We start from the raw sequence: 20,055 nt of genomic DNA on the forward strand, positions 1-20,055 counted from the left end.
GCTATGACAGCCTTTCCAGGATGATCGCCATGCCCTGACCGCCGCCGACGCACATGGTCTCGAGGCCGAACTGGGCGTCGCGCGCCCGCATGCCGTTGATCAGCGTCGTCATGATCCGCGCGCCGGTCGAGCCGAACGGGTGGCCGAGCGCGATCGCGCCGCCGTGCACGTTGAGCTTGTCGATGTCGATGCCCAGCGCGCGCTGGGAGCCGAGCACCTGCACGGCGAACGCCTCGTTGATCTCGACCAGGTCGATGTCCGAAATGGACAGACCGGCGTGGCCGAGCGCCTGCTGGGTGGCCTCGACCGGGCCGAGGCCCATGATCTCCGGCGAGAGCCCTGAGACACCGGTGGACACGATGCGCGCCAACGGGGTCAGGCCGAGCTCACGCGCCCGCACGTCGCTCATGATCACGACCGCGGCCGCACCATCGTTCAACGGGCAGCAGTTGCCCGCGGTGATCGTGCCCTCGGGGCGGAAGACGGTCTTCAGCCCGGCCACGGCCTCGTAGGTCACCCCGGCACGTGGGCCGTCGTCGGTGGAGATCACCGTGCCGTCGGACAACGTCACCGGCGTGATCTCGCGGGCGAAGAACCCGTCCGCGATCGCCTTCTCGGCGAGGTTCTGCGACCGCACGCCGAACTCGTCCTGGTCGTGCCGCGAGATGCCGAGCTGCGTCGCGACGTTCTCGGCCGTCTGGCCCATCGCGATGTAGTAGTCGGGCAGCTTGCCGTCCAGGCGCGGGTCCGTCCACGGCGCGTTCGACGCCGCCGTGTCCAGAGTCCGTTGCTGGGCCTCGTCGAACAGCGGGTTGAACGACGGCGTGCCGGAGTGCATGTACCGCGACACGCACTCGACACCGGCGGAGAGGAAGGCGTTGCCCTCGCCCGCCTTGATGGCGTGGAAGGCCATCCGCGCGGTCTGCACGGACGACGCACAGAACCGGTTGACCGTCGTGCCCGGCAGCGAGTCGTACCCGAGCTGCACGGCGACGCGGCGGGCGATGTTCTGCCCGTGCTCGTCCTGCGGCTCGGCACACCCGAGGTGCAGGTCGGTGATCTCGGACGCCGGGATCTCGCCCAGCGCGGCCGAGATCACCTGCGCAGCCAGGTCGTCCGGCCGCAGCGACGCGAGAGAACCCTTGCGGGCACGGCCGATCGGCGACCGCGCCGTGGAAACGATGACCGCTTCAGCCATGCCGTTCTCCTTCTACAGGCCCAGGTCGCGGCCGATGAGTTCCTTCATGATCTCGTTGGAGCCGGCCCAGATCTTCGTGACGCGGGCGTCCATCCACGCGCGGGCGACGCGGTACTCGGTCATGTAGCCGTAGCCGCCGTGCAGCTGCACGCAGGCGTCGATGACGTCGTTCTCGACCTCGGCGCTCCAGTACTTCGCCTGCGCCGCCTCGACGGGGCTGAGCTCGCCGCGCACGTGCTGCATGGTCAGCGTGTCGACGAACGCCTGCGTGACGTCGAGCTTGGTGCGCAGCTCCGACAGCAGGAACTTGTTGTGCTGGAACTTGCCGATGGCCTGTCCGAACGCCTTGCGCTCCTTGACGTACTCGAGCGTCTCGTCGAAGACGCCCTGCGCGTGCGCGAGGTTCGAGATGGCGGCGCCGATCCGTTCCTGCGGCAGGCGTTCCATCATGTAGATGAAGCCCTGACCCTCCTCGCCGATCATGTGCTCCTGGGTGAGGCGCACGTCGGAGAAGAACAGCTCCGCGGTGTCGGACGGGTGCTGGCCGACCTTGTCGAGCTTGCGGCCGCGCTCGAAGCCGGGCATGCCGGTCTCGACGGCGAACAGCGTGATGCCACGCGCGCCCTTGGACGGGTCGGTGCGGGCCGCGACGACGATCATGTCGGCGGTGTAGCCGTTGGTGATGAACGTCTTGGAGCCGTTGAGGATCCAGTCGTCACCGTCCCGCACGGCGTTGGTCTTCAGCGCCGCGAGGTCGGAGCCGCCGGACGGCTCGGTCATCGCGATGCCGGTCTTGATCTCGCCGGTGCACATGCCGGGCAGCCAGCGCTGCTTCTGCTCCTCGGTGCACAGGTCGACGAGGTACGGCGCCACGACGTCGCCGTGGATGCCGAGGCTCGACGCCACCGCGGCGTTGACCCGGCAGAGCTCCTCGGCGAAGACGGTGTTGAAGCGGTAGTCGTTCGCGCCGCTGCCGCCGTACTCCTCCGGGATCTCGAGGCCCAGCAGGCCCTGGCGTCCGGCCTCCAGCCACACGTCCCGGTCGATCACGCGCTCTTCGATGAACTTCTCGACGTTCGGCGTGATCGTGCGCTCGACGAACGCCTTCGCCGACTCCCGGAACGCGGCGTGATCCTCGTTGAACAGCGTCCGCTGCACGACTAACCTCCATACTAAGCGGTTGCTTAGCGCTAAGCGCACGCTTAGCGTGCAGTACGATCCATCACCTGTCAACACGCTAGGAGCCGCCCGATGACGACGACCGGACTGGACGGGTTCGCGCTGCTCGACGAGACGTGGCGCACGGTCACCCCCGACGCCGCTCGCCGGATGCTCATCGCGGCCGCCCACGCGTTCGCGGGCAAGGGATATCACGCGACGACGACCCGGGACATCGCCTCGTTGGCGGGCATGTCACCGGCGGCCGTGTACATCCACTACCGGTCCAAAGAGGAGCTGCTGTTCAACATCTCGCTCGTCGGCCACGAGACGTCGCTCAAGCTGTTGTCGGGCATCGAGGGCAAGGGCGCGACGCAGCGGCTGAAGAACGCGGTGGCGGCGTTCGCGGGCTGGCACGCGGAGTTCCACACGACGGCGCGGGTGGTGCAGTACGAACTGGGCGCGCTCTCTCCCGAACACCACGCTGAGGTGGCGGAGCTGCGCCGACAGATCGAGCAGCGGATGCGGTCGTTCATCGCGGACGGCGTGGAGGCGGGCGTGTTCGACGTGCCCGACCTGAAGGGGGCGACGCTCGCGGTGCTGTCGCTGTGCATCGACGTCGCGCGGTGGTACCGGCCGGACGGGAAGCGGACGCCGGACGAGATCGGCGCTCTGTACGCCGACCTCGTCCTGCGGATGGTCCGTCCGTTCTGACCAGCCAGAAGAGCTAGCTCACTGACTTCCTGCCGTACATCCCGGCGACCACCGAGACGCCGACGGCGGCCACGATGATCTGGACGATGAGCTCGATCCAGTCGATGCCGGGCGTGTCCTCCACGCCGAGCAGGCGCGCGATCCACGTGCCGATGAACGCGGCGACGATGCCGACGATGATCGTCAGCCAGATCGGGATGTTCTGCTTGCCCGGCGCGAACAGCCGGCCGAGCACGCCCAGGATCAGACCGATGACGAGCGCACCGATGATGCTGCCGATGCCCATGACCGCCTCCTCCGCGATGATTTCGGATCTTGGCCGAGATCATCCCTTCAGAGGACAGAACACGCAGCACGAGGCGTAACGGCATCGTCCGTTCGGGTTACCAGCGGCTGCCGGAGACCTGCGCCATCCACTGGTTGATCGTCGCGGTCCAGTCGGTGCCGACCGCCTGCTGGTGCGAGACGGCGAACCGGCCGTAGGCGTCGCCGCCCGAGCGCAGCAGCCCGGCGCGCTTGTCGGCCTCGAGGATCACGTGCAGCTCGTGCGGGGTCGTGACGAACGTCAGCTCGACCTGCTTGAGGCGGCCGGCGAACTGCGGCGGCGGGTAGAACTCGATCTCCTGGTAGAACGGCAGCTGCTGCGGGACGCCGTAGATGCGGCCCTTCTCGTTGTCCGCCTTGGTGAAGCGGAAGCCCATGTGCCCGAACGCCTGGAGCACGGCGTCCTGCGACGGCAGCGGGTGCACCCAGATCGGGTCGAGGTCGCCGGGGTCGACGGCGCCGCGGACCTCGAGTTCGGTGCGCAGGCCGAGCGCCATGCCCGCGAGCTGCTGACCGCCGACGACGTTCAACGGGCACTCGTGCGGCACCTGGAACTGGAACGGCAGCGACAGGTTCTGGTGCGGCTGGGCGACGATCCGCTGGCCCACGGAGAACTTGTGGAACTCCATGTTGGTGTTGTACTCGTTGTCGCCGCTCTCGACCTCGACGCGGGTGAGCAGCGCGAGCGTGACGTGGTCGATCTCGGCGGGGTGGTCGCCGCCCGCGATGCGCACCTCGCCGGACAGCACCTCGCCGGGCCTGACGTTCGGGTTCGTCAGCACCGTGTCGACAGTCGGCCCGCCCACGCCGAACGCGCGCATCATCCTCTTGAACACCACTGCGGCCTCCTGGAGCCCTTCGGTTTGCGGGGAGTCTGCCAACTGGATCGCCCGTTTGCGGCGAAGTGTTCCGTTGACGCCTCACCACCCCGATCGGTTCCGTATGGACTTCCGTTGACTTCAGATGGCAACATGCGACCGCCGTCACATACTAAGCGGTCGCTCAGGAGGTTGCCCGTGCTGCTCGTCGCCAACCGGGGTGAGGTGGCTGTCCGCGTCCTGCGCGCGGCAGCTGACCTGGGGATTCGCACCGTGGCGGTGTACGCGGAGGACGACGCTTCCTCGCTCCACGTGTCTCTCGCGGACCGTGCCGTGGCGCTCACCGGGCCTTCGCCGTACCTGGACGTGGACCAGCTGCTCGCCGCGGCTGAGGGGTGCGTCGCGGTGCATCCAGGGTGGGGGTTCCTGTCGGAAAACGCCGAGTTCGCTCGGGCGTGTTCGTCGGCCGGACTGACCTTCGTCGGGCCTTCCGCTGACGTTCTGGAGTTGCTCGGTGACAAGCGGCGAGCACGGGAACTGGCCGCCTCGCTGGGGATTCCGGTGCTGGACGCCGCGCCGGGCGAGTTCCCCGTCATGGTGAAGGCCGTCTCCGGGGGTGGCGGCAAGGGCATGCGGGCCGTTCACTCGGCCGACGAACTGGATGCCGCGGTGGAGGCGTGCCGGGCCGAGGCGCTGGCGGCGTTCGGGAACGGCGACGTCTACTTGGAACGGTTGATGCCCGCCGCCCGGCACATCGAGGTGCAACTCGTCGGGACCACGGTGCTCGGCGACCGCGACTGCTCGTTGCAGGTCCGGCACCAGAAGGTCGTGGAGATCGCGCCCGCTCCCCTGCTGGACCCGGTGCTGCGCAAGGCGTTGCACTCGGCCGCCGGGTCGCTGGCGGTGGCGGTCGGGTTCACCGGGGTGGGCACGGTGGAGTTCCTGGTGGCCGGGGACTCGTGGGCGTTCTTGGAGGTCAATCCCCGGTTGCAGGTCGAGCACACGGTGACCGAGATGGTGTCCGGTGTGGACCTCGTGCGGACGCAGTTGTTGCTGGCGTGGGGCGGCGACGTCGACTACACGCCGTTGAACCGCGGTGCCGCCGTGCAGGTGCGCCTGAACCAGACCTCGGGCGGGGTGCTGTCGTCGTTCGGACTGCCTGCCGGGCCCGGGGTGCGCGTCGACACGCACGGATACGTCGGCTATCGGGTCGGGACCGCCTACGACGGGTTGCTCGCGAAGCTCGTGGTGCACGGCGAGGACCTGGACGTCGCCTTGAACCGGGCGCGGCGGGCGTTGGGCGAGTTCTCGGTTTCCGGCGTCTCGACGAACCTGGAGTTCCTGAAGTCGTTGCTGGCTCAGGACATCGTCGGCGCGACCACCGACTTCGTGGCTTCCGAGCCGGTTTCGGGTCAGGTCGCGCCGCTGGCCGGGACGGTGGTCGCTGTCTCTTCGGACTCCGTCGTGCTGGAAGCGATGAAGATGCAGCACGTCGTCCGGGTGTCCGGTTCGGTGCTGGTGTCGGTGGGCGACACGGTGGCCGAGGGCCAGGTGCTCGCGTCCGGGGCCGGTGAGTCCACCGAGGAACTTGCTCTCGTGGATCCCGCGCACGTCCGGGCCGACTTGGCCGAGGTGTTGGCGCGGCACGACTTCTCACGTCCGGAGTCGGATGCCCGGCGCCACGCGCGGGGCGGCCGGACCGCACGCGAGAACATCGCCGACCTCTGCTCTTCGTTCGTCGAGTACGGCGGGCTGGCGATCGCGGCGCAACGCCAGCGACGGTCGTTGCCGGACCTGATCGAACGCACGCCCGCAGACGGTCTCGTGGCGGGCATCGGCGCCGTGAACGGCTCACGGGTCGTGGCGATGTCCTACGACTACGCGGTGCTCGCCGGCACCCAGGGCCTGCGCAACCACCAGAAGAAGGACCGCCTGTTCGCGTTGGCGCAGCAGGAGAACCTGCCGGTGGTGCTGTTCGCCGAGGGCGGCGGCGGACGGCCGGGCGACACCGACCACAGCATGGTGAGCGGCCTGGACTGCGGCTCGTTCCACGCGTTCGCCCAACTCAGCGGTCAGGTGCCGCTGGTGGGTGTGGTGGCGGGACGGTGCTTCGCGGGCAACGCGGTGCTGCTGGGCACGTGCGACGTGATCATCGCGGTGGAGGGCGCGAACATCGGCATGGGCGGCCCGGCGATGATCGAGGGCGGCGGGCTGGGGGTGTTCCGGCCGGAGGACATCGGGCCGCTGGACGTGCAGGTGCCCAACGGCGTGGTGGACATCGCGGTCGGCTCCGAGGAAGAGGCGGTCGCGGTAGCCAAGAAGTACCTCTCGTACTTCCAAGCTCCCGCAGGCGTCCCCCGCGAAGGGGGACCCCTTGATTCAATTATCCCAGACGGCACCGACAATTCCTGGCGCTGCGCGGACCAGCGCCTCCTCCGCCACGCCATCCCCGAGAACCGCCTCCGCGCCTACGACATCCGCACCGTCATCGACACCCTCGCCGACACCGACACCGTCCTCGAACTCCGCCAAGGCTTCGGCAAGGCCATCATCACCGCGCTCATCAAGGTCGAAGGCCGCCCCATCGCGTTGATCGCCAACGACCCCAGGGTCAACGGCGGCGCCATCGACGCCGACGCCGCCGACAAGTGCGCCCGCTTCCTCCAACTCGCCGACGCCTTCGACATCCCCGTCGTCAGCCTCACCGACACCCCGGGGTTCATGGTCGGCCCGGACGCCGAACGCACCGCCACCGTCCGCCACCTCACCCGCATGGTCGTGGCGGGCGCCAACCTGACCGTCCCCTTCGGACTCGTCGTGCTGCGCAAGGCTTACGGCCTCGGCGCGCAGGCGATGGCAGGGGGCAGCCTCAAGGTCCCGCAGTTCGCCGTCTCCTGGCCCACCGGCGAGTTCGGGCCGATGGGCCTCGAAGGTGCCATCAAGCTCGGCTTCAAGAAAGAGCTCGACGCCATCCAGGACCCCGACGAGCGCAAGCAGCGCTACGAGCAGATGGTCGCGATGGCCTACGAGCACGGCAAAGCCCTCAACGTCGCCTCGGTCTTCGAGATCGACGACGTGATCGACCCGGCCGACACGCGCCGCTGGATCGCCACGGCGCTGGCCCCCGCAACTTCCCGCCGTGAAGGGAAGAAACGCCCGTTCATCGACACGTGGTGAGGAGATTCCGTGGTCAGTGTCGCCCCTGCGGAAAAGAAGACCCTGCGCAAGCTCATGGCGGCTGGACTCGTCGGGTCCAGCCTTGAGTGGTACGACTTCTTCATCTACGCGACAGCCGCGGCCCTGGTGTTCCCCAAGTTGTTCTTCCCGGAGGCGACGCCGATCGTGGCGTTGCTGCTCAGTTTCAGCACGTTCTGGGCGGGCTTCATCGCGCGCCCCATCGGCGGCCTGGTGTTCGGGCACGTCGGTGACAAGGTCGGCCGCAAGCCGGCGTTGGTCATCTGCCTCGCGTTGATGGCCGGCGCGACGTTCCTCATCGGTCTGCTGCCCACGACGGCGAGCATCGGTGTGGGCGCTCCTCTCCTGCTCGTGCTGCTGCGGTTTCTGCAAGGCATCGCGGTCGGCGGGCAGTGGGGTGGCGTGGTGCTGCTGCTGACCGAGTCGGCGGGGCCGAGGAAACGCGGGTTCGCGGGCACGTTCGGGCAGGCCGGTGTGCCGATCGGGGTGTTGTTGGGCAACGTCGCGTTCATCAGTGCGACGACGTCTCTCTCGCCGGAGGCCTTCGCGTCGTGGGGCTGGCGCGTGCCGTTCCTGGCGTCAGCGCTCCTCTTCCCCGTGGTGCTGTTCATCCAGCTCAAGGTCGAAGACAGCCCTGTGTTCCGTGACCTTCAGGAACGCCGTGCGAACGCACCGGCCGTCGTGCACGCACCGCTGAAGGAGGCCCTCAGGACGCACCGCAAGCCGATCCTGTTCGGTGCGGGGCTGATGTTCGCGTCCAACGCCATCTTCTACGTGTCGATCGCGGGCGTGCTGTCGTACGCGACCACGACGCTCGGGCTGAGTCGCGAGTCGGTGCTGGTCGTGAGCCTGCTGTCGTCGGTGGTGAGCATCCCGGTGATCCTCTACGCCGGGCACCTCAGCGACCGGCTGGGACGCCGTCCGCTGATCATCGCGGGCACCGTCGGACTGATCGTGTGGGCGTTCCCGTACTTCCTGCTCGTGGACACGGGCTCGCTCGTGATGCTGTTCATCGCGTCCACGGTCGGAGGGATCGCGTCCTCTCTCGTGTACGGGCCGATCGCCGCCTACCTGGGTGAGCTGTTCGAACCGCACGTGCGCTACTCGGGTGCTTCGCTCGCGTACCAGCTGGCGTCGATCCTGGTCAGCGGCGGCACGCCGTTCGTGATGACGGCGTTGCTGGGCGCGACCGGCACGTCGATGTCCGTGTCGGCGTTCCTGCTGGTCATGGGGCTGTGCACGCTCGTGTCGGTGATCAAGCTGCCGGAGACCCACCAACCGGAACGGGCCTGATCAGAGGCTGTGAAGGCCCGACCTTAAGCACAAATCGGGCCTTCACAGTCAAGACCTCTGCGGAACCTGGAGCCGATGCCGTACGTTGGCGCGTCGTGACCACTCTCATGGCGCGCTTGAAGCAGCGGATGCGCAGGTTCGCGCAGAAACCGGGCTCCGTCGACCTCGCCCCCTTCCAGGCCCTGCTCCAGGACGTGGAGAAACACGCCGAGGCCTTCAAGGCGTTCAGCGACGAGGAGCTGACGGCCCACGCCGAGAAGCTGCGCGAGAAGAGCACGGACACCGAGCTCGTCGCCCTGACCCGGGAGGCCGCGGACCGCGCCATCGGGCAACGGCCGTTCGACGTGCAGGTGCTGGGCGCGCTGGGCATGCTGAGCGGCCTCGTGGTCGAGATGGCGACCGGTGAGGGCAAGACGCTCGCGGGCGCCATGGCCGCGGCCGGGTTCGCGATCAAGGGCAAGCGCGTCCACGTGGTCAGCGTCAACGACTACCTCGCCCAGCGCGACGCCGAGTGGATGGGGCCGCTGTACGCGCTCCTGGGCGTCCGCGTCGGCTGGATCAACGGCAGCTCGAAGCCCGAGGAGCGCCGCGAGGCGTACCAGGCCGAGGTCACGTACGCGCCGGTCAGCGAGATCGGCTTCGACGTCCTGCGCGACCGGATCGTCACCCGCGAGGAAGACCTGATCGTCCCCGAGCCGCAGGTGGCGCTCATCGACGAGGCCGACTCGGTGCTCGTCGACGAGGCGCGCGTGCCGCTCGTGCTCGCCGGCTCGACCAGCGCGGAGGCGGCCGACCCCGTCATCGCCGACCTGGTGAAGCGGCTGCGGCAGGAGCTGCACTACGAGGTCGACGACGAGGAGCGCAACGTCTTCCTCACGGGCGCGGGCTCGGAGGCGGTCGAACGGGCGCTCGGCGAGATCGACCTGTACTCGCAGGAGCACGTGACGTCGACGCTGTCGAAGGTCAACGTGGCGCTGCACGCGCAGGTGCTGCTGCACCGCGACGTCGACTACATCGTGCGCGACGGCAAGGTGCACCTGATCAACGACACGCGGGGCCGCGTCGCGAAGCTCCAGCGCTGGCCGGACGGCCTGCAGGCCGCGGTCGAGGCCAAGGAGAACGTCCAGACCACCGAGTCCGGCGAGATCCTCGACTCGATGACGGTGCAGGCGCTGCTCTCGCGCTACCCGACGCGCTGCGGCATGACCGGTACGGCTGTGGCCGTCGCGGAGACGCTGCGGGAGTTCTACGAGCTCGAGGTGCTCGTGATCCCGCCGAACAAGGAGAACATCCGCGAGGACGAGCACTTCCGCCTCTACGCGACGCTGGAGCAGAAGGAAGACGCGATCGTCGAGGAGATCAAGAAGGCCCACGAGACGGGCCGCCCGATCCTCGTCGGCACGCTCGACGTCGCCGAGTCCGAGCGCATCTCGTCCAAGCTGCGCGCCGCGGACATCGAGTGCGTGGTGCTCAACGCGAAGAACGACGCCGAGGAAGCGACGATCATCGCGGACGCCGGCTCGTACCAGCGCATCACGGTCTCCACGCAGATGGCCGGTCGCGGTACGGACATCCGCCTGGGCGGCCACGAGGGCGAGGACCACGACCGGATCGCCGAACTCGGCGGCCTGTACGTGATCGGCTCCGGCCGGCACTCGTCGTCCCGCCTGGACGACCAGCTGCGCGGCCGCGCCGGACGTCAGGGCGACCCCGGCGGTTCGGTGTTCTTCTCGTCCATGCAGGACGAACTGATCACGCAGTACGCGCCGGACGCCGAGGACCCGTCCGAAGTGGACAACGACGGCCGCGTGCACGACAAGGGCCTGCTGCACACCTTCGAGCACGCGCAGCGCGTGGCCGAGGGCGTGAACCTGGAGATCCACCGCAACACGTGGCGCTACAACAAGCTCATCGAGCACCAGCGCGAGATCCTGCTCAAGCACCGCGACGTCGTGCTGAAGACGGACGCGGCGTTCGAGAAGGCCGGCGAGAAGGAGGGCGTGAGCGACGAGGTGGCGTCCGACGCCGCCCGCAAGATCACGCTGTTCTTCCTCGACGACCTGTGGACGCACCACCTGACGTTCCTGTCGGACCTGCGCGAGGGCATCCACCTGCGTGCGCTGGCGCGGCAGAACCCGTTGGACGAGTTCCACCGCGAGGCCATCCCGGCGTTCAACAAGATCGTGCCGGAGTCGTGGGAGCTCACCAAGGAGAAGTACGAGGCGGCCAAGATCACCGACGACGGCTACGACCTCGCCGACGCCGGGGTGAAGCGCCCGAGCTCGACGTGGACGTACCTGGTGCACGACAACCCGTTCGGCTCCGGTCTCGAGGAGTCGATGAAGGGTCTCGTGAAGATGGTGCGCGGACAGCGCCGCTGACAGCTACAACATCCCGGGGACGACGAGGTCGTCCGCCGGTCTGGCGGGCCGGGGCAACGCCCCGGCCCGTCTCGTTTCCGCTGCCGTCGCGGTGGTCATCTCCTCGGAGAGGGCTCTGATCTCGGCCAGGATGTCGAGGTGCTCCTGCGACGGCGGAGGCCCAACGAAGTTGGACCTGTTGTGCGCCGTCCGTTCCGCGCGCTCGGCCAGCAGCCTGATGCGGCGGAGGAGATCGTGCTCCCCTTCCGGGAGCAAGAAGTCGTTCTGCTCCATCACCCGTGCCAGCTTTCGCGTGCACGGGTGACCAGTCGATCCCCTAGTCGGCTGATTCCAGTTTCTGGACGAGCCAGGCGTGGAAACCGCCGATGTGGTGCTCCGACGGCACCAGCACTCCGCCGTGCGCGTAGGCGCGCGAAGCCATGGCCGGCTGGCATCGCTCGCAGGCTTCGAAGTCCTGTTCGTTCACCCGGTGGAACAGCTCGACCGAGCGAGAGACGTCACGGCCGGTGTCCACGACTTCCTTGGCGTAGAGCCAATCGCACTCGACGATCGTCCTGTCCGCGGCCATCGGGTACATCCGGTGCAGGATCACGTGGTCCGGCACGAGGTTGATGAACACCTGCGGTTTGATGGTGATCGCGTAGTACTTCCTGTCGCGTTCCTCTTGCAGGGCGGAGAGTTTCTCGAACCCCTCGCTGCCGTCGACGGTGAAGCCCTTGATCTCGTCGCCGAACTCGGCGCCGTGCCCGACGTAGTACTGGGCCGCGTAGCCGTCCGCGAACTCGGGCAGCACCTCGGTGAGCTCGGGGTGGATCGTCGCGCAGTGGTAGCACTCCATGAAGTTCTCGATGATGAGCTTCCAGTTGGCCTTCACGTCGTAGGTGATCCGGCGGCCCACGGACAGCTGGTCGATCTCGTAGCCGTCGATCGCGTCGAGCGTTCCCAAACGTTCGGTGACGGCGCTCAGCACGTCGTCCTCGAAGCTCGGAGGTTCGTCCGCGAGGTTCACCCACACGTATCCGAGCCACTCGCGCAGGTGCACCTTCGACAGTCCGTACTCAACGCGATCGACGTCCGGCATTGAGGTGAGATTGGGTGCGGCGATCAGGTTTCCGTCCAACGCGTACGTCCAGGCGTGGTAAGGGCACTGGAACGCGCGTTTGACGCTCCCGGCCTCCTCGACGCAGATGCGCGCCCCGCGGTGCCGGCAGACGTTGAGGAACGCGTTGAGGGCGCCCTTGCGGTCGCGCGCGATCAGCACGCTCTCCCGCCCGACCTCGACCGTGCGGAAGTCGCCCGGGTTCGGCAGGTCGGACGACTTCACCGCGCAGAACCACATCTTCTCGAAGATGAAGGCCTGTTCCCGCGCGAAGATCGCGGGGTCGGTGTAGTAGCGGCCTTCAAGGGTGGAGATCAGGCTGCCGGTCATGCTCCGCCTCTCAGACGAGCAGGGTCGAACAGAGCGATCGGGTGCCGCGTGGCCCCGTCGATCGTGAGGTCGGCGAGGATCTCGCCGACGACGGGCGCGAACTTGAAGCCGTGCCCCGAGAAACCGCACGCCACCGTCACGTCCTCGTCGCGCGCGATGACGAAGTGCCGGTCGGCGGTGTTGCTGTACATGCAGGTCACGCCGCGCTGGAACGTGCCGGCCAGACCGGGCACCGCCGGGCGCACGGCGTTCACCATCGCCTCGACCTCGTGCGCGTGCACGGTGCGGTCGATCGTCTCGGGCGTGCAGATCTCGCCGCCGTCGTGGAACGCGACCTTCACCGCGCCGTCGTGGTCGGGGAAGCCGTAGAAGTTCGTGCCGTCCGCGCGGTCCCAGATGTGGATCGGGTAGCCGGCGAGGCTCTCGGACGGGGTGAAGTAGAACTGCACCTGGCGTTCGATCTCAAACGGAACTTCCAGGCGTGCCAGCAGTTCCGGCGCCCACGGGCCGGGGCACACGACGACGTGCCCGGTCTCGTAGGTCGCCAGGCCGGTGGTGACCTTCCCGGGCTCCCAGTGCGTCACCGGCTCCTCGAAACGCAGTTCCGCGCCTGCCTGTGCGGCGAGCTCCAGGTGGGCTCGTACGGACTTCTCGGGCACCACGAAGCCCGCACCCGGTTCGTAGAGGCCGACCTCGTCGTCGAGGGGCCGGAAAGCGGGAAAGCGCTCGCGGATTCGGGACGCGTCGAGCAGCTCGTGTGTCAGACCGAACTGCTCGACGCTCGCCCGGCTACCCGTGATGGCGCCGCTGTCCTGGGCGCCGACGATGAGGCCGCCGACGCGGTGGAAGATCTGTTCGCCGCTGTCGTGCTCGATCTGGTCCCACATCTCGTGCGCGCGCAACAGCAACGGCACGTACGCGGGGTCCTCGAAGTACGCCTGGCGCGTGACGCGGGAGCCGCCGTGGCTGGAGCCCCTGGCGTGCGCGGGCGTGAACTTCTCCAGGCCCAGCACGCGCAGGCCGCGCTGGGCGAGCCGGTACGCGGCGGCGCTGCCCATGCCGCCGAGTCCGATGACGACGACGTCGTACGTCACCCCCGCAGCCGCTTCATCTCGGGGTCGAACAAAGGTTCCGCGGCTGGACGGGCGGTGACGCGCTGCCCGAGGTACTCGATCTCGACCTCGTCGTCGATCTCGCTGGGCAGCCAGGCGTAGGCGATGTTGAGGCCGGTCGTGTAGCCGTAGGCGGCGCTGGTGACGTAGCCGACCGGTTGTCCTTGGTGGAACACGGGTTCGCTGCCGAGCACGACGCTGTGCGGGTCGTCGATGGTGAGGCAGGTGAGCTTCTTGGTGGACGTCAGGTTGTGCAGCGAGCCCTTGCCGAGGAACTCCTTGTCCTGGCGCACCGCGAAGCCGAGACCCGCCTCGAACGGGTCGTGCTCCGTCGTGACGTCGGTGCCCCACGACCGGTAGCCCTTCTCCAGGCGCAGGCTGTTGAACGCGCCGCGCCCGGCCGCGATGACTCCGTGCCGTTGCCCGGCTTCCCAGAGCGTGTCCCACAGCTTCGGGCCGAGGTCGGCGGTGGTGTAGAGCTCCCAGCCGAGTTCGCCCACATAGGACAGTCGCAGCGCGGTCACCGGGACGTTCTTGATGTACGCCTGCTGCGCGGTGAAGTAGCCCTTGCCGACGTCGAGGGTGTGCGGGAGGTCGTTGATCAGGTCGCGCGCCAGCGGGCCCCACAGGCCGATGCAGCACGTTCCGGCGGTGATGTCCCGGATGAACACGTCGTCCGGCGCGTGCCGGGTGAGCCAGTCGAGGTCGAGGTTGCCGTTGGCGCCGACCTGGAACGTCGTCGGGCCGAGCCGGGCGATGGTGAGGTCGCTGCGCACGCCGCCCTGTTCGTCCAGCAGCAACGTGTAGACGACGGCGCCGGGCTTGCGCCTGAGGTTGTTGGTCGTCATGCGGTGCAGGAACTCCAGCGCTCCCGGCCCGCTGACCTCCAGCCGTTTCAACGGGGTCATGTCGAACAGCGCGACGCGTTTGCGCGTCACCAAGGCTTCGGCGCCGCAGATCGGGGACCAGTAGCGGCTCGCCCAGTCGTTGCGCGCGGGCACCTCGGCGACCTCGGGCAGGTCGGCGTTGGCCTCGTACCAGTGCGGGCGTTCCCAGCCGGACGCCTCCAGGAAGAACGCGCCGAGGGCCTGCTGGCGGCCGTGGAAGGGGCTGGTGCGGATCGGCCGCGGGCTTTCCATGGGCTGCAACGGGTGCAGCAGGTCGTAGACCTCGACGAAGTTCTGGCAGCTGCGTTCCAGCACGTAGTCCGGGGCCAGCTGCACCTGTTCGAACCGGTTGAGGTCGCTCGAGTGCAGGTCCAGCTCGGGCTGGCCGTCCACGATCCACTCGGCCATCGAGCGCGCGACCCCGGCGGAGTGCGTGATCCACACGGCCTCCGCGACCCAGAAGCCGCGCAGTCCGGGGTGCTCGCCGAGCAACGGCATGCCGTCGCTGGTGAACGAGAACAGCCCGTTGAACCCGTGGTCCACCCCGGCCTCGGCGAGTGCCGGGATCAGGTCGACCGCCGCCTCCCAGGACGGTTCGAAGTCCTCCTTGGTGAACGGCAGCTCGGACGCGGTGATGTCCTTGGCGCTGATCGGCATGGGCTTGTGCCCGTACGCGCCGATGCCGAGCGCCTTGCCGTGCGAGCGGAAGTACAGGTCGGCTTCCTGGTGCCGCAGGATCGGCTGCCGCGCCAACGCCTCGGGGTCGGCGTTCAGCGAGCCGGTGAACACGTACTGGTGCGCCATCGGCACGAGCGGCACGGTCAGCCCGACCATCTCGCCCAGCACCGGGCCCCACATGCCCGCGCACGAGACGACGATGTCGGCGGCGAACACGTCGGTCTCGGTCCGCACGGCCGTGACGCGGTCACCGTTCGTCTCGACCGCGACGACCTTCTGCCCGAACAGGAACCGCGCCCCGCGCTGGATCGCCCGGCCCGCCTGGATCTCGGCGGCCCGCACCGGCTTCGCGAGGCCGTCGCTCGGGATGAGGAACCCGCCGAGCAGCTGTTCGCGGTCGAGCAACGGGTGCAGCCGCGCGACCTCGTCCGCGTCGATCAACCGGCTCTCGACGCCCCACGACGTGGCCCAGCCGTGCCGACGGCGCAGGTCCGCGAGCCGTTCGGGGCTGGTCGCGATCTCGAGGCCGCCGACCTGGTCGAAGCAGCCCAGCGCGGTGTACTTCTCGACGGTGTAGCGGGCGAACTGGGTCATGCTGCGGCACGAGTTGGTCTGGAACACCAGGCCGGGGGCGTGCCCGCTCGACCCGCCGACCGCGAGTCCGCTCGCCTGGTCGAGCACCGTGACGTCGGTGAAGCCTCTTTCGGTGAGTTCGTCGGCCAACGCGCACCCGACGATCCCCGCCCCCACGAGCACCACGCGCGGCACTTCACCAGGCATCAGGACTCCCCTTCGCCACAGTTGCGGTCACCAGAACTCGTTCCGCTATCAGCAACAAAGTGCGGTCAGCGCCTCTGACTGTCAATACCGCCGTTCGCGCGATCAGCGTTCGACGGCACGTGAAACCGGATAAATGAGGAGGTTCGGCCGCGGACCGTGGCGCATCATCTGCGGATGGAGTCCGCGACCCTGCACACGATGGCGCGCAGGTACCTGATGAGCCGCAACGAGAAGCTGCACGCCGAGCAGTCGGCCGCCCTGAGGCGCGCGGCCGGTCCCGGAGGCACCCTCACGGAGCGGCTCGACCCCCGGTGCGAAGTGGTGGCCGCGCTGCTGAACGAGGTCGAGAAGCTCGATCCCGAGGACCTGCCGCCGCTCGATCAGCTCGTCAGCGCTCTCTCCACCGCGGCCACGACCGCGCAGTCGATGTTCACGACCGGCCTCGGCCCGGCCGACGCCGAGGCGAGCGCCGGGGAGCGCGCGCTGTTCCGCCGGTCGGTCAAGGACTGGCTGCGCCAGGACCTCGTCGTCGAACCGCTGCCCTACCGGCGCGCGCTGGGTGAGGACGAGGCGCTGGAGTGGCGTCGCCGGATCGAGGCGAGGTGGGGCAGCCCGCTGGACGGCATGGAGTGGCACCCGATCATCGGCCCCGTGCCACCGGACGTGCTCGCCCTCGACTCCGACGCGGTGTGGGAAGGCCCCGCCACCGAACTGGCCCAGGCGGCCCTGCGGGACATGGGTGTGCGCCGGGTGGTCGAGATCCGGGAGTTCGCCGTCACGGGCTACGTGCTGGACCTCGAACTGTTCGTGCCGACCAACGCGGGCGGCCCGGAAGGCATCTGGGCCGACGACACGATGGAGTGGATCGCGTACGCCTCGCACGAGGCGTCGGTGGCGTTCGGTGGCACTCTCGCCGAACGCCTCCGCGCCTCCTGGCCGGACGTGGCCGACTGGACCTGGGTCCCGTACTGGGAGCAGCCGGCGAGATGAAGTCCACCGCGCTGCACACGATGGCCCGGCACTACCTGCGTTCCCGTCGGGGAAAGCAGCCCCGCACCTACGGCGTGGTCGCCGCGATGCTGGCCGAGGTCGTCCGCCTCGACCCGGACGACCTGCCCGCGCCCCGGCAGCTCGCGGCCGCGCTCGCCACGGCGGCGGGCGTCCCGTGCTACGAGAGTCTGCGGGCCACCGGTGCCGAGGCGGAGGTGATCGACGAGGAACGCAGGCTGTTCCGCGAGGCGATCAGGAGCTGGCTGCACCAGGACTTCGCCGTGGAGCCGCTGCCGTACGAACGCCTGCTCGGCGACGAGGAGGCCGCGGTGTGGAACCGACGGCTCCACGAGCGCTGGGGCCACCGGGTTGGGCTGTGGATGCCGACGATCGACGCCGACGCGCCCGCCGGGATGCTGCGGCTCGCGACCTCGGCGATGCAGGACGACGGCCCCGGCGCCGAGCTGCTGCCGGAGGTGTTGCGGGGCATGGGACTCAGCCGGGTGATCGAGATCAGGGAGCCCGGCACCACGGTCTCCCTGATCGACGTCGACCTGGTCGAGGCGTTCTACACCGGCGTCGAGGCCGTCTGGATCGACGAGACGCTCGACTGGATCATCTACACCTCGCACAACTGGACCGTCGAGATCAGCGGCACGCTCGCCGACCGCCTCCGGGCGGCCTGGCCGGACGTCGACGACTGGCTGTGGGAACGCCCGGACTGGTACTAGCCCGCGAAGTAGCCGAGCTGCGCCGAGAGTTCCTGGGCGGCCGTCGACATCGCGGGCACGATCTCCTGCACGCGTTCCCGCGACAGCCGGTACGACGGACCCGAAGCGCTCATCGCGGCCACCACCTCGCCGCGATGGCCGCGCACCGGGACGGCCACGGCGTGCAGCCCCAGTTCGAGCTCCTCGAAACACGACGCGTAGCCCTTGGCCGCGACGTCGTCGAGTTCGGACAGCAGCCGTGTGGCTTCCACGACCGTGTTCTCGGTGTAGGCGTCGAGCGGTAACGACGCGAGGCGCGTGCGTTCGTCCGACGGCAGGTAAGCGAGCAGGACCTTGCCGGAGGAGGTGGCGTGCAACGGGGTGCGCTGGCCGATCCAGTTCACCGCCGAGACGGCCGCGGAGCCGCGGGCCTGGGTGATGTTGATGGCGACGCCGGCGTCGTGCACGGCGATGTTGACCGTCTCGCCGAACGAGTCGGCGAGGGTCTGGCAGACGGGTTGGCCGAGCTTGGTCAGGTCCATCCGGCCGGTGGCGGCACCGGCCAGCCTGACCACGCCGAACCCGATGGCGTACTTGCCTCTTTCGCCGAGCTGCTCCACCAGGCCACGCGCCTCCAGCACGGAGACGAGTCTGGACACCGTGGACTTGTGCACACCCAGCTCACCAGCGATTTCGGTGATGCCGGCCTCGCCTTGGGCGAGCAGTTCGAGCACGCTGATGGCCCTGTCCACGGACTGCACCTGAGCTGCCGAGTCGGAGTTGCTCATCGCGCAACAGTAATCGACAGGCAAAACAACCGGCTGGACTCTTGACGGCGGGTCGCGCGAGGCTCACATTGTGTTGCGTCATTCGGAACGTGTGCCGTGTTACGCAACGGAGGCCGACGATGATCCGCGCCTGCGCTCTCATGGACCTGCCCCCAGGGGAGGCGGTTCGCATCGTCGGCCCTCACGCGCCGATCGCCCTCTTCAACGTCGACGGCGCCATCTACGCCATCGACGACACGTGCACCCACCAGGACGCCTCGCTGAGCGAAGGCTGGCCGGAGGGGTGCTTCGTCGAGTGCCCGCTGCACGCCGCGAGCTTCGACCTGCGCACCGGCGTGCCCACCTGCCTGCCCGCCAAGAGACCCGTGAAGACCCATCCGGTTCTTGTGCAGGATGGAGTCGTCTATGTCGATGTCGATGTGAACAAGGACGTGGCGTGAAGACGATCGCGATCATCGGTGCCTCCCTCGCCGGCCTCAGGTCCGCTCAGGCACTGCGGCAGCAGGGGTTCGACGGACGGATCGTCGTCGTCGGCGACGAGATCCACCTCCCCTACGACCGGCCCCCGCTGTCGAAGGACTTCCTCCTCGGCAAGGTCGAGGCCGTGCCGCTCGCCGACCAGGAGGACCTCGACGCCGTCAACGCCGAGTGGCGCCTCGGCGTGAAGGCGACCGGACTGCTGTCGACGCAGGAGGTCGCGCTCAGCGACGACACCACGCTCGCGGCCGACGGCATCGTCATCGCGACCGGCGGACTGCCGCGCACGATCCCCGGCACGCACGTCCTGCGCACGCTCGACGACGCCGTCAAGCTCCGCGAGGCGTTCGGCACCGCGCAGCACATCGGCGTCATCGGCGCCGGGTTCATCGGCGCGGAGATCGCGTCCAGCGCACGTGCACTGGGCAAGGACGTCACCGTCGTCGAGGCGTTGCCCACTCCACTCACCCGTGTACTGGGTGCACAGATGGGCACTGCATGTGGACATCTGCACGGCGACCACGGATCAACGTTGATTACCGGAATCAATGTTGATTCAGTCAACGTTGACGGCGGAATCAACCTCGCTGATGGACGTGTCGTCAATGCTGACGTGGTCGTGGCGGGCATCGGCACGCGTCCAGCCACGGACTGGTTGACAGGCGGTCCCGTCAACATCGACAACGGCGTGCTGTGCGACGCGGGCGGCGTGACGAACGTGAAGAACATCGTCGCGGTCGGCGACGTCGCGAACTGCGGCGGACATCGGGCCGAGCACTGGACGTCCGCGACCGAACAGGCGCAAGTTGCCACGCGCAACTTGCTGGCGGGCGAGACCGTCGCGACGCACACCGCGGGCGGCTACGTCTGGTCCGACCAGTACGGCGTGCGCATCCAGTTCATCGGGCGAGCGACGGACGACGTCCGCATCGAAGATGGGTCCGTTGAAGACAGGAAGTTCGTCGCGACCTATCGAGACGGTGAGAACCCGGACGACATTGTTGGCATTGTGGCCATGAGCAACGCCCGACTCTTCACCCGGCTCCGCCGGAACCTGAAGTAACGGTCGTCACGGTTTATCCCCGCCGGCGACCGGATATACCCGAGTGTCCTTCGTGGACAC

General features: G+C 68.5%; 17 protein-coding genes. 8 read left to right on the forward strand and 9 right to left on the reverse strand.

All coding sequences use genetic code 11. The annotated features are described in order from the left end of the window. Position 1 precedes the first annotated feature (1 nt). Together JNUCC0626_RS21235 and JNUCC0626_RS21240 are read right to left on the reverse strand one after the other, a co-directional pair. Positions 2-1,198, reverse strand: coding sequence for an acetyl-CoA C-acetyltransferase (locus JNUCC0626_RS21235; RefSeq protein WP_394621524.1), 1,197 nt, complete (start codon positions 1,196-1,198; stop codon positions 2-4). Positions 1,199-1,210: 12 nt separating this feature from the next. Beyond that, entirely contained in the window at positions 1,211-2,356 is a 1,146-nt protein-coding gene (locus tag JNUCC0626_RS21240) for an acyl-CoA dehydrogenase family protein (RefSeq protein WP_382444204.1), read from the reverse strand. Between the two features lie 93 nt (positions 2,357-2,449). Between JNUCC0626_RS21240 and JNUCC0626_RS21245 the strand changes: the two genes are divergently transcribed. Continuing rightward, on the forward strand, positions 2,450-3,070 hold the full coding sequence (locus JNUCC0626_RS21245; RefSeq protein WP_394621525.1) for a TetR/AcrR family transcriptional regulator: 621 nt from the start codon (positions 2,450-2,452) through the stop codon (positions 3,068-3,070). 13 nt (positions 3,071-3,083) lie between these two features. Here JNUCC0626_RS21245 and JNUCC0626_RS21250 read toward each other — a convergent pair whose 3' ends face one another. Beyond that, positions 3,084-3,356 (reverse strand): GlsB/YeaQ/YmgE family stress response membrane protein, encoded by a 273-nt coding sequence (locus JNUCC0626_RS21250; RefSeq protein ID WP_394621526.1) that lies wholly within the window; start codon positions 3,354-3,356, stop codon positions 3,084-3,086. 97 nt (positions 3,357-3,453) lie between these two features. Continuing rightward, positions 3,454-4,233 carry a sporulation protein gene (locus tag JNUCC0626_RS21255; RefSeq protein WP_394621527.1) on the reverse strand — a complete coding sequence of 260 codons (780 nt, stop codon included), beginning with the start codon at positions 4,231-4,233 and terminating at the stop codon, positions 3,454-3,456. Between the two features lie 177 nt (positions 4,234-4,410). Between JNUCC0626_RS21255 and JNUCC0626_RS21260 the strand changes: the two genes are divergently transcribed. The 3 genes from JNUCC0626_RS21260 to secA2 all read left to right on the forward strand — a co-directional run bounded on the left by JNUCC0626_RS21260 (position 4,411) and on the right by secA2 (position 11,081). Continuing rightward, entirely contained in the window at positions 4,411-7,389 is a 2,979-nt protein-coding gene (locus tag JNUCC0626_RS21260; RefSeq protein ID WP_394621528.1) for a carboxyl transferase domain-containing protein, read from the forward strand. A 9-nt stretch (positions 7,390-7,398) separates the two neighbouring features. After that, positions 7,399-8,700 (forward strand): MFS transporter, encoded by a 1,302-nt coding sequence (locus tag JNUCC0626_RS21265; RefSeq protein ID WP_394621529.1) that lies wholly within the window; start codon positions 7,399-7,401, stop codon positions 8,698-8,700. Between the two features lie 95 nt (positions 8,701-8,795). After that, positions 8,796-11,081 (forward strand): accessory Sec system translocase SecA2, encoded by a 2,286-nt coding sequence (gene secA2 / locus JNUCC0626_RS21270; RefSeq protein WP_394621530.1) that lies wholly within the window; start codon positions 8,796-8,798, stop codon positions 11,079-11,081. A 3-nt stretch (positions 11,082-11,084) separates the two neighbouring features. On the opposite strand, the gene JNUCC0626_RS21275 is transcribed toward secA2, so the two are convergent. The 4 genes from JNUCC0626_RS21275 to JNUCC0626_RS21290 are packed head-to-tail and all read right to left on the reverse strand — an operon-like array spanning position 11,085 to position 15,967. Beyond that, complete coding sequence (locus JNUCC0626_RS21275; protein ID WP_394622072.1) at positions 11,085-11,354, reverse strand: hypothetical protein; 270 nt, start codon at positions 11,352-11,354, stop codon at positions 11,085-11,087. 43 nt (positions 11,355-11,397) lie between these two features. Next, complete coding sequence (locus tag JNUCC0626_RS21280) at positions 11,398-12,510, reverse strand: aromatic ring-hydroxylating oxygenase subunit alpha (protein ID WP_394621531.1); 1,113 nt, start codon at positions 12,508-12,510, stop codon at positions 11,398-11,400. Further along, positions 12,507-13,604 (reverse strand): N-methyl-L-tryptophan oxidase, encoded by a 1,098-nt coding sequence (gene solA / locus JNUCC0626_RS21285; RefSeq protein WP_394621532.1) that lies wholly within the window; start codon positions 13,602-13,604, stop codon positions 12,507-12,509. The genes JNUCC0626_RS21280 and solA overlap by 4 nt, the downstream gene beginning before the upstream one ends. Beyond that, positions 13,601-15,967: a GcvT family protein gene (locus tag JNUCC0626_RS21290; RefSeq protein ID WP_394621533.1), complete on the reverse strand. Its 2,367-nt coding sequence runs from the start codon at positions 15,965-15,967 to the stop codon at positions 13,601-13,603. Before JNUCC0626_RS21290 ends, solA begins: the two co-directional genes overlap by 4 nt. 174 nt (positions 15,968-16,141) lie before the next feature. Between JNUCC0626_RS21290 and JNUCC0626_RS21295 the strand changes: the two genes are divergently transcribed. Both JNUCC0626_RS21295 and JNUCC0626_RS21300 read left to right on the forward strand, forming a co-directional pair. Further along, positions 16,142-16,957 (forward strand): hypothetical protein, encoded by an 816-nt coding sequence (locus JNUCC0626_RS21295; RefSeq protein ID WP_394621534.1) that lies wholly within the window; start codon positions 16,142-16,144, stop codon positions 16,955-16,957. Beyond that, positions 16,954-17,688: a hypothetical protein gene (locus tag JNUCC0626_RS21300; RefSeq protein WP_394621535.1), complete on the forward strand. Its 735-nt coding sequence runs from the start codon at positions 16,954-16,956 to the stop codon at positions 17,686-17,688. The genes JNUCC0626_RS21295 and JNUCC0626_RS21300 overlap by 4 nt, the downstream gene beginning before the upstream one ends. Here JNUCC0626_RS21300 and JNUCC0626_RS21305 read toward each other — a convergent pair. Continuing rightward, positions 17,685-18,455 carry an IclR family transcriptional regulator gene (locus JNUCC0626_RS21305; RefSeq protein WP_394621536.1) on the reverse strand — a complete coding sequence of 257 codons (771 nt, stop codon included), beginning with the start codon at positions 18,453-18,455 and terminating at the stop codon, positions 17,685-17,687. The two genes, JNUCC0626_RS21300 and JNUCC0626_RS21305, sit on opposite strands and share 4 nt — an antisense overlap. Before the next feature lie 119 nt (positions 18,456-18,574). On the opposite strand from JNUCC0626_RS21305, the gene JNUCC0626_RS21310 reads away from it, so the two are divergent. Both JNUCC0626_RS21310 and JNUCC0626_RS21315 read left to right on the forward strand, forming a co-directional pair. Then, entirely contained in the window at positions 18,575-18,895 is a 321-nt protein-coding gene (locus JNUCC0626_RS21310) for a bifunctional 3-phenylpropionate/cinnamic acid dioxygenase ferredoxin subunit (RefSeq protein WP_394621537.1), read from the forward strand. Then, positions 18,892-19,995, forward strand: a complete 1,104-nt coding sequence (locus JNUCC0626_RS21315; RefSeq protein WP_394621538.1) for an NAD(P)/FAD-dependent oxidoreductase — start codon at positions 18,892-18,894, stop codon at positions 19,993-19,995. The genes JNUCC0626_RS21310 and JNUCC0626_RS21315 overlap by 4 nt, the downstream gene beginning before the upstream one ends. The last annotated feature ends 60 nt before the right edge of the window (positions 19,996-20,055 follow it).

This window comes from Lentzea sp. JNUCC 0626 (genome assembly GCF_043632865.1).
In the GTDB taxonomy this organism is placed as follows: domain Bacteria; phylum Actinomycetota; class Actinomycetes; order Mycobacteriales; family Pseudonocardiaceae; genus Lentzea.

Bases quoted from the DNA above. Each gene is read 5' to 3' on its own strand.
- JNUCC0626_RS21250 (WP_394621526.1), bottom strand. From the start codon at position 3,356: ATGGGCATCGGCAGCATCATCGGTGCGCTCGTCATCGGTCTGATCCTG.
- JNUCC0626_RS21295 (WP_394621534.1), top strand. From the start codon at position 16,142: ATGGAGTCCGCGACCCTGCACACGATGGCGCGCAGGTACCTGATGAGC.
- JNUCC0626_RS21235 (WP_394621524.1), bottom strand. From the start codon at position 1,198: ATGGCTGAAGCGGTCATCGTTTCCACGGCGCGGTCGCCGATCGGCCGT.
- JNUCC0626_RS21305 (WP_394621536.1), bottom strand. From the start codon at position 18,455: ATGAGCAACTCCGACTCGGCAGCTCAGGTGCAGTCCGTGGACAGGGCC.
- JNUCC0626_RS21310 (WP_394621537.1), top strand. From the start codon at position 18,575: ATGATCCGCGCCTGCGCTCTCATGGACCTGCCCCCAGGGGAGGCGGTT.
- JNUCC0626_RS21245 (WP_394621525.1), top strand. From the start codon at position 2,450: ATGACGACGACCGGACTGGACGGGTTCGCGCTGCTCGACGAGACGTGG.
- JNUCC0626_RS21275 (WP_394622072.1), bottom strand. From the start codon at position 11,354: ATGGAGCAGAACGACTTCTTGCTCCCGGAAGGGGAGCACGATCTCCTC.
- JNUCC0626_RS21280 (WP_394621531.1), bottom strand. From the start codon at position 12,510: ATGACCGGCAGCCTGATCTCCACCCTTGAAGGCCGCTACTACACCGAC.
- JNUCC0626_RS21290 (WP_394621533.1), bottom strand. From the start codon at position 15,967: ATGCCTGGTGAAGTGCCGCGCGTGGTGCTCGTGGGGGCGGGGATCGTC.
- JNUCC0626_RS21300 (WP_394621535.1), top strand. From the start codon at position 16,954: ATGAAGTCCACCGCGCTGCACACGATGGCCCGGCACTACCTGCGTTCC.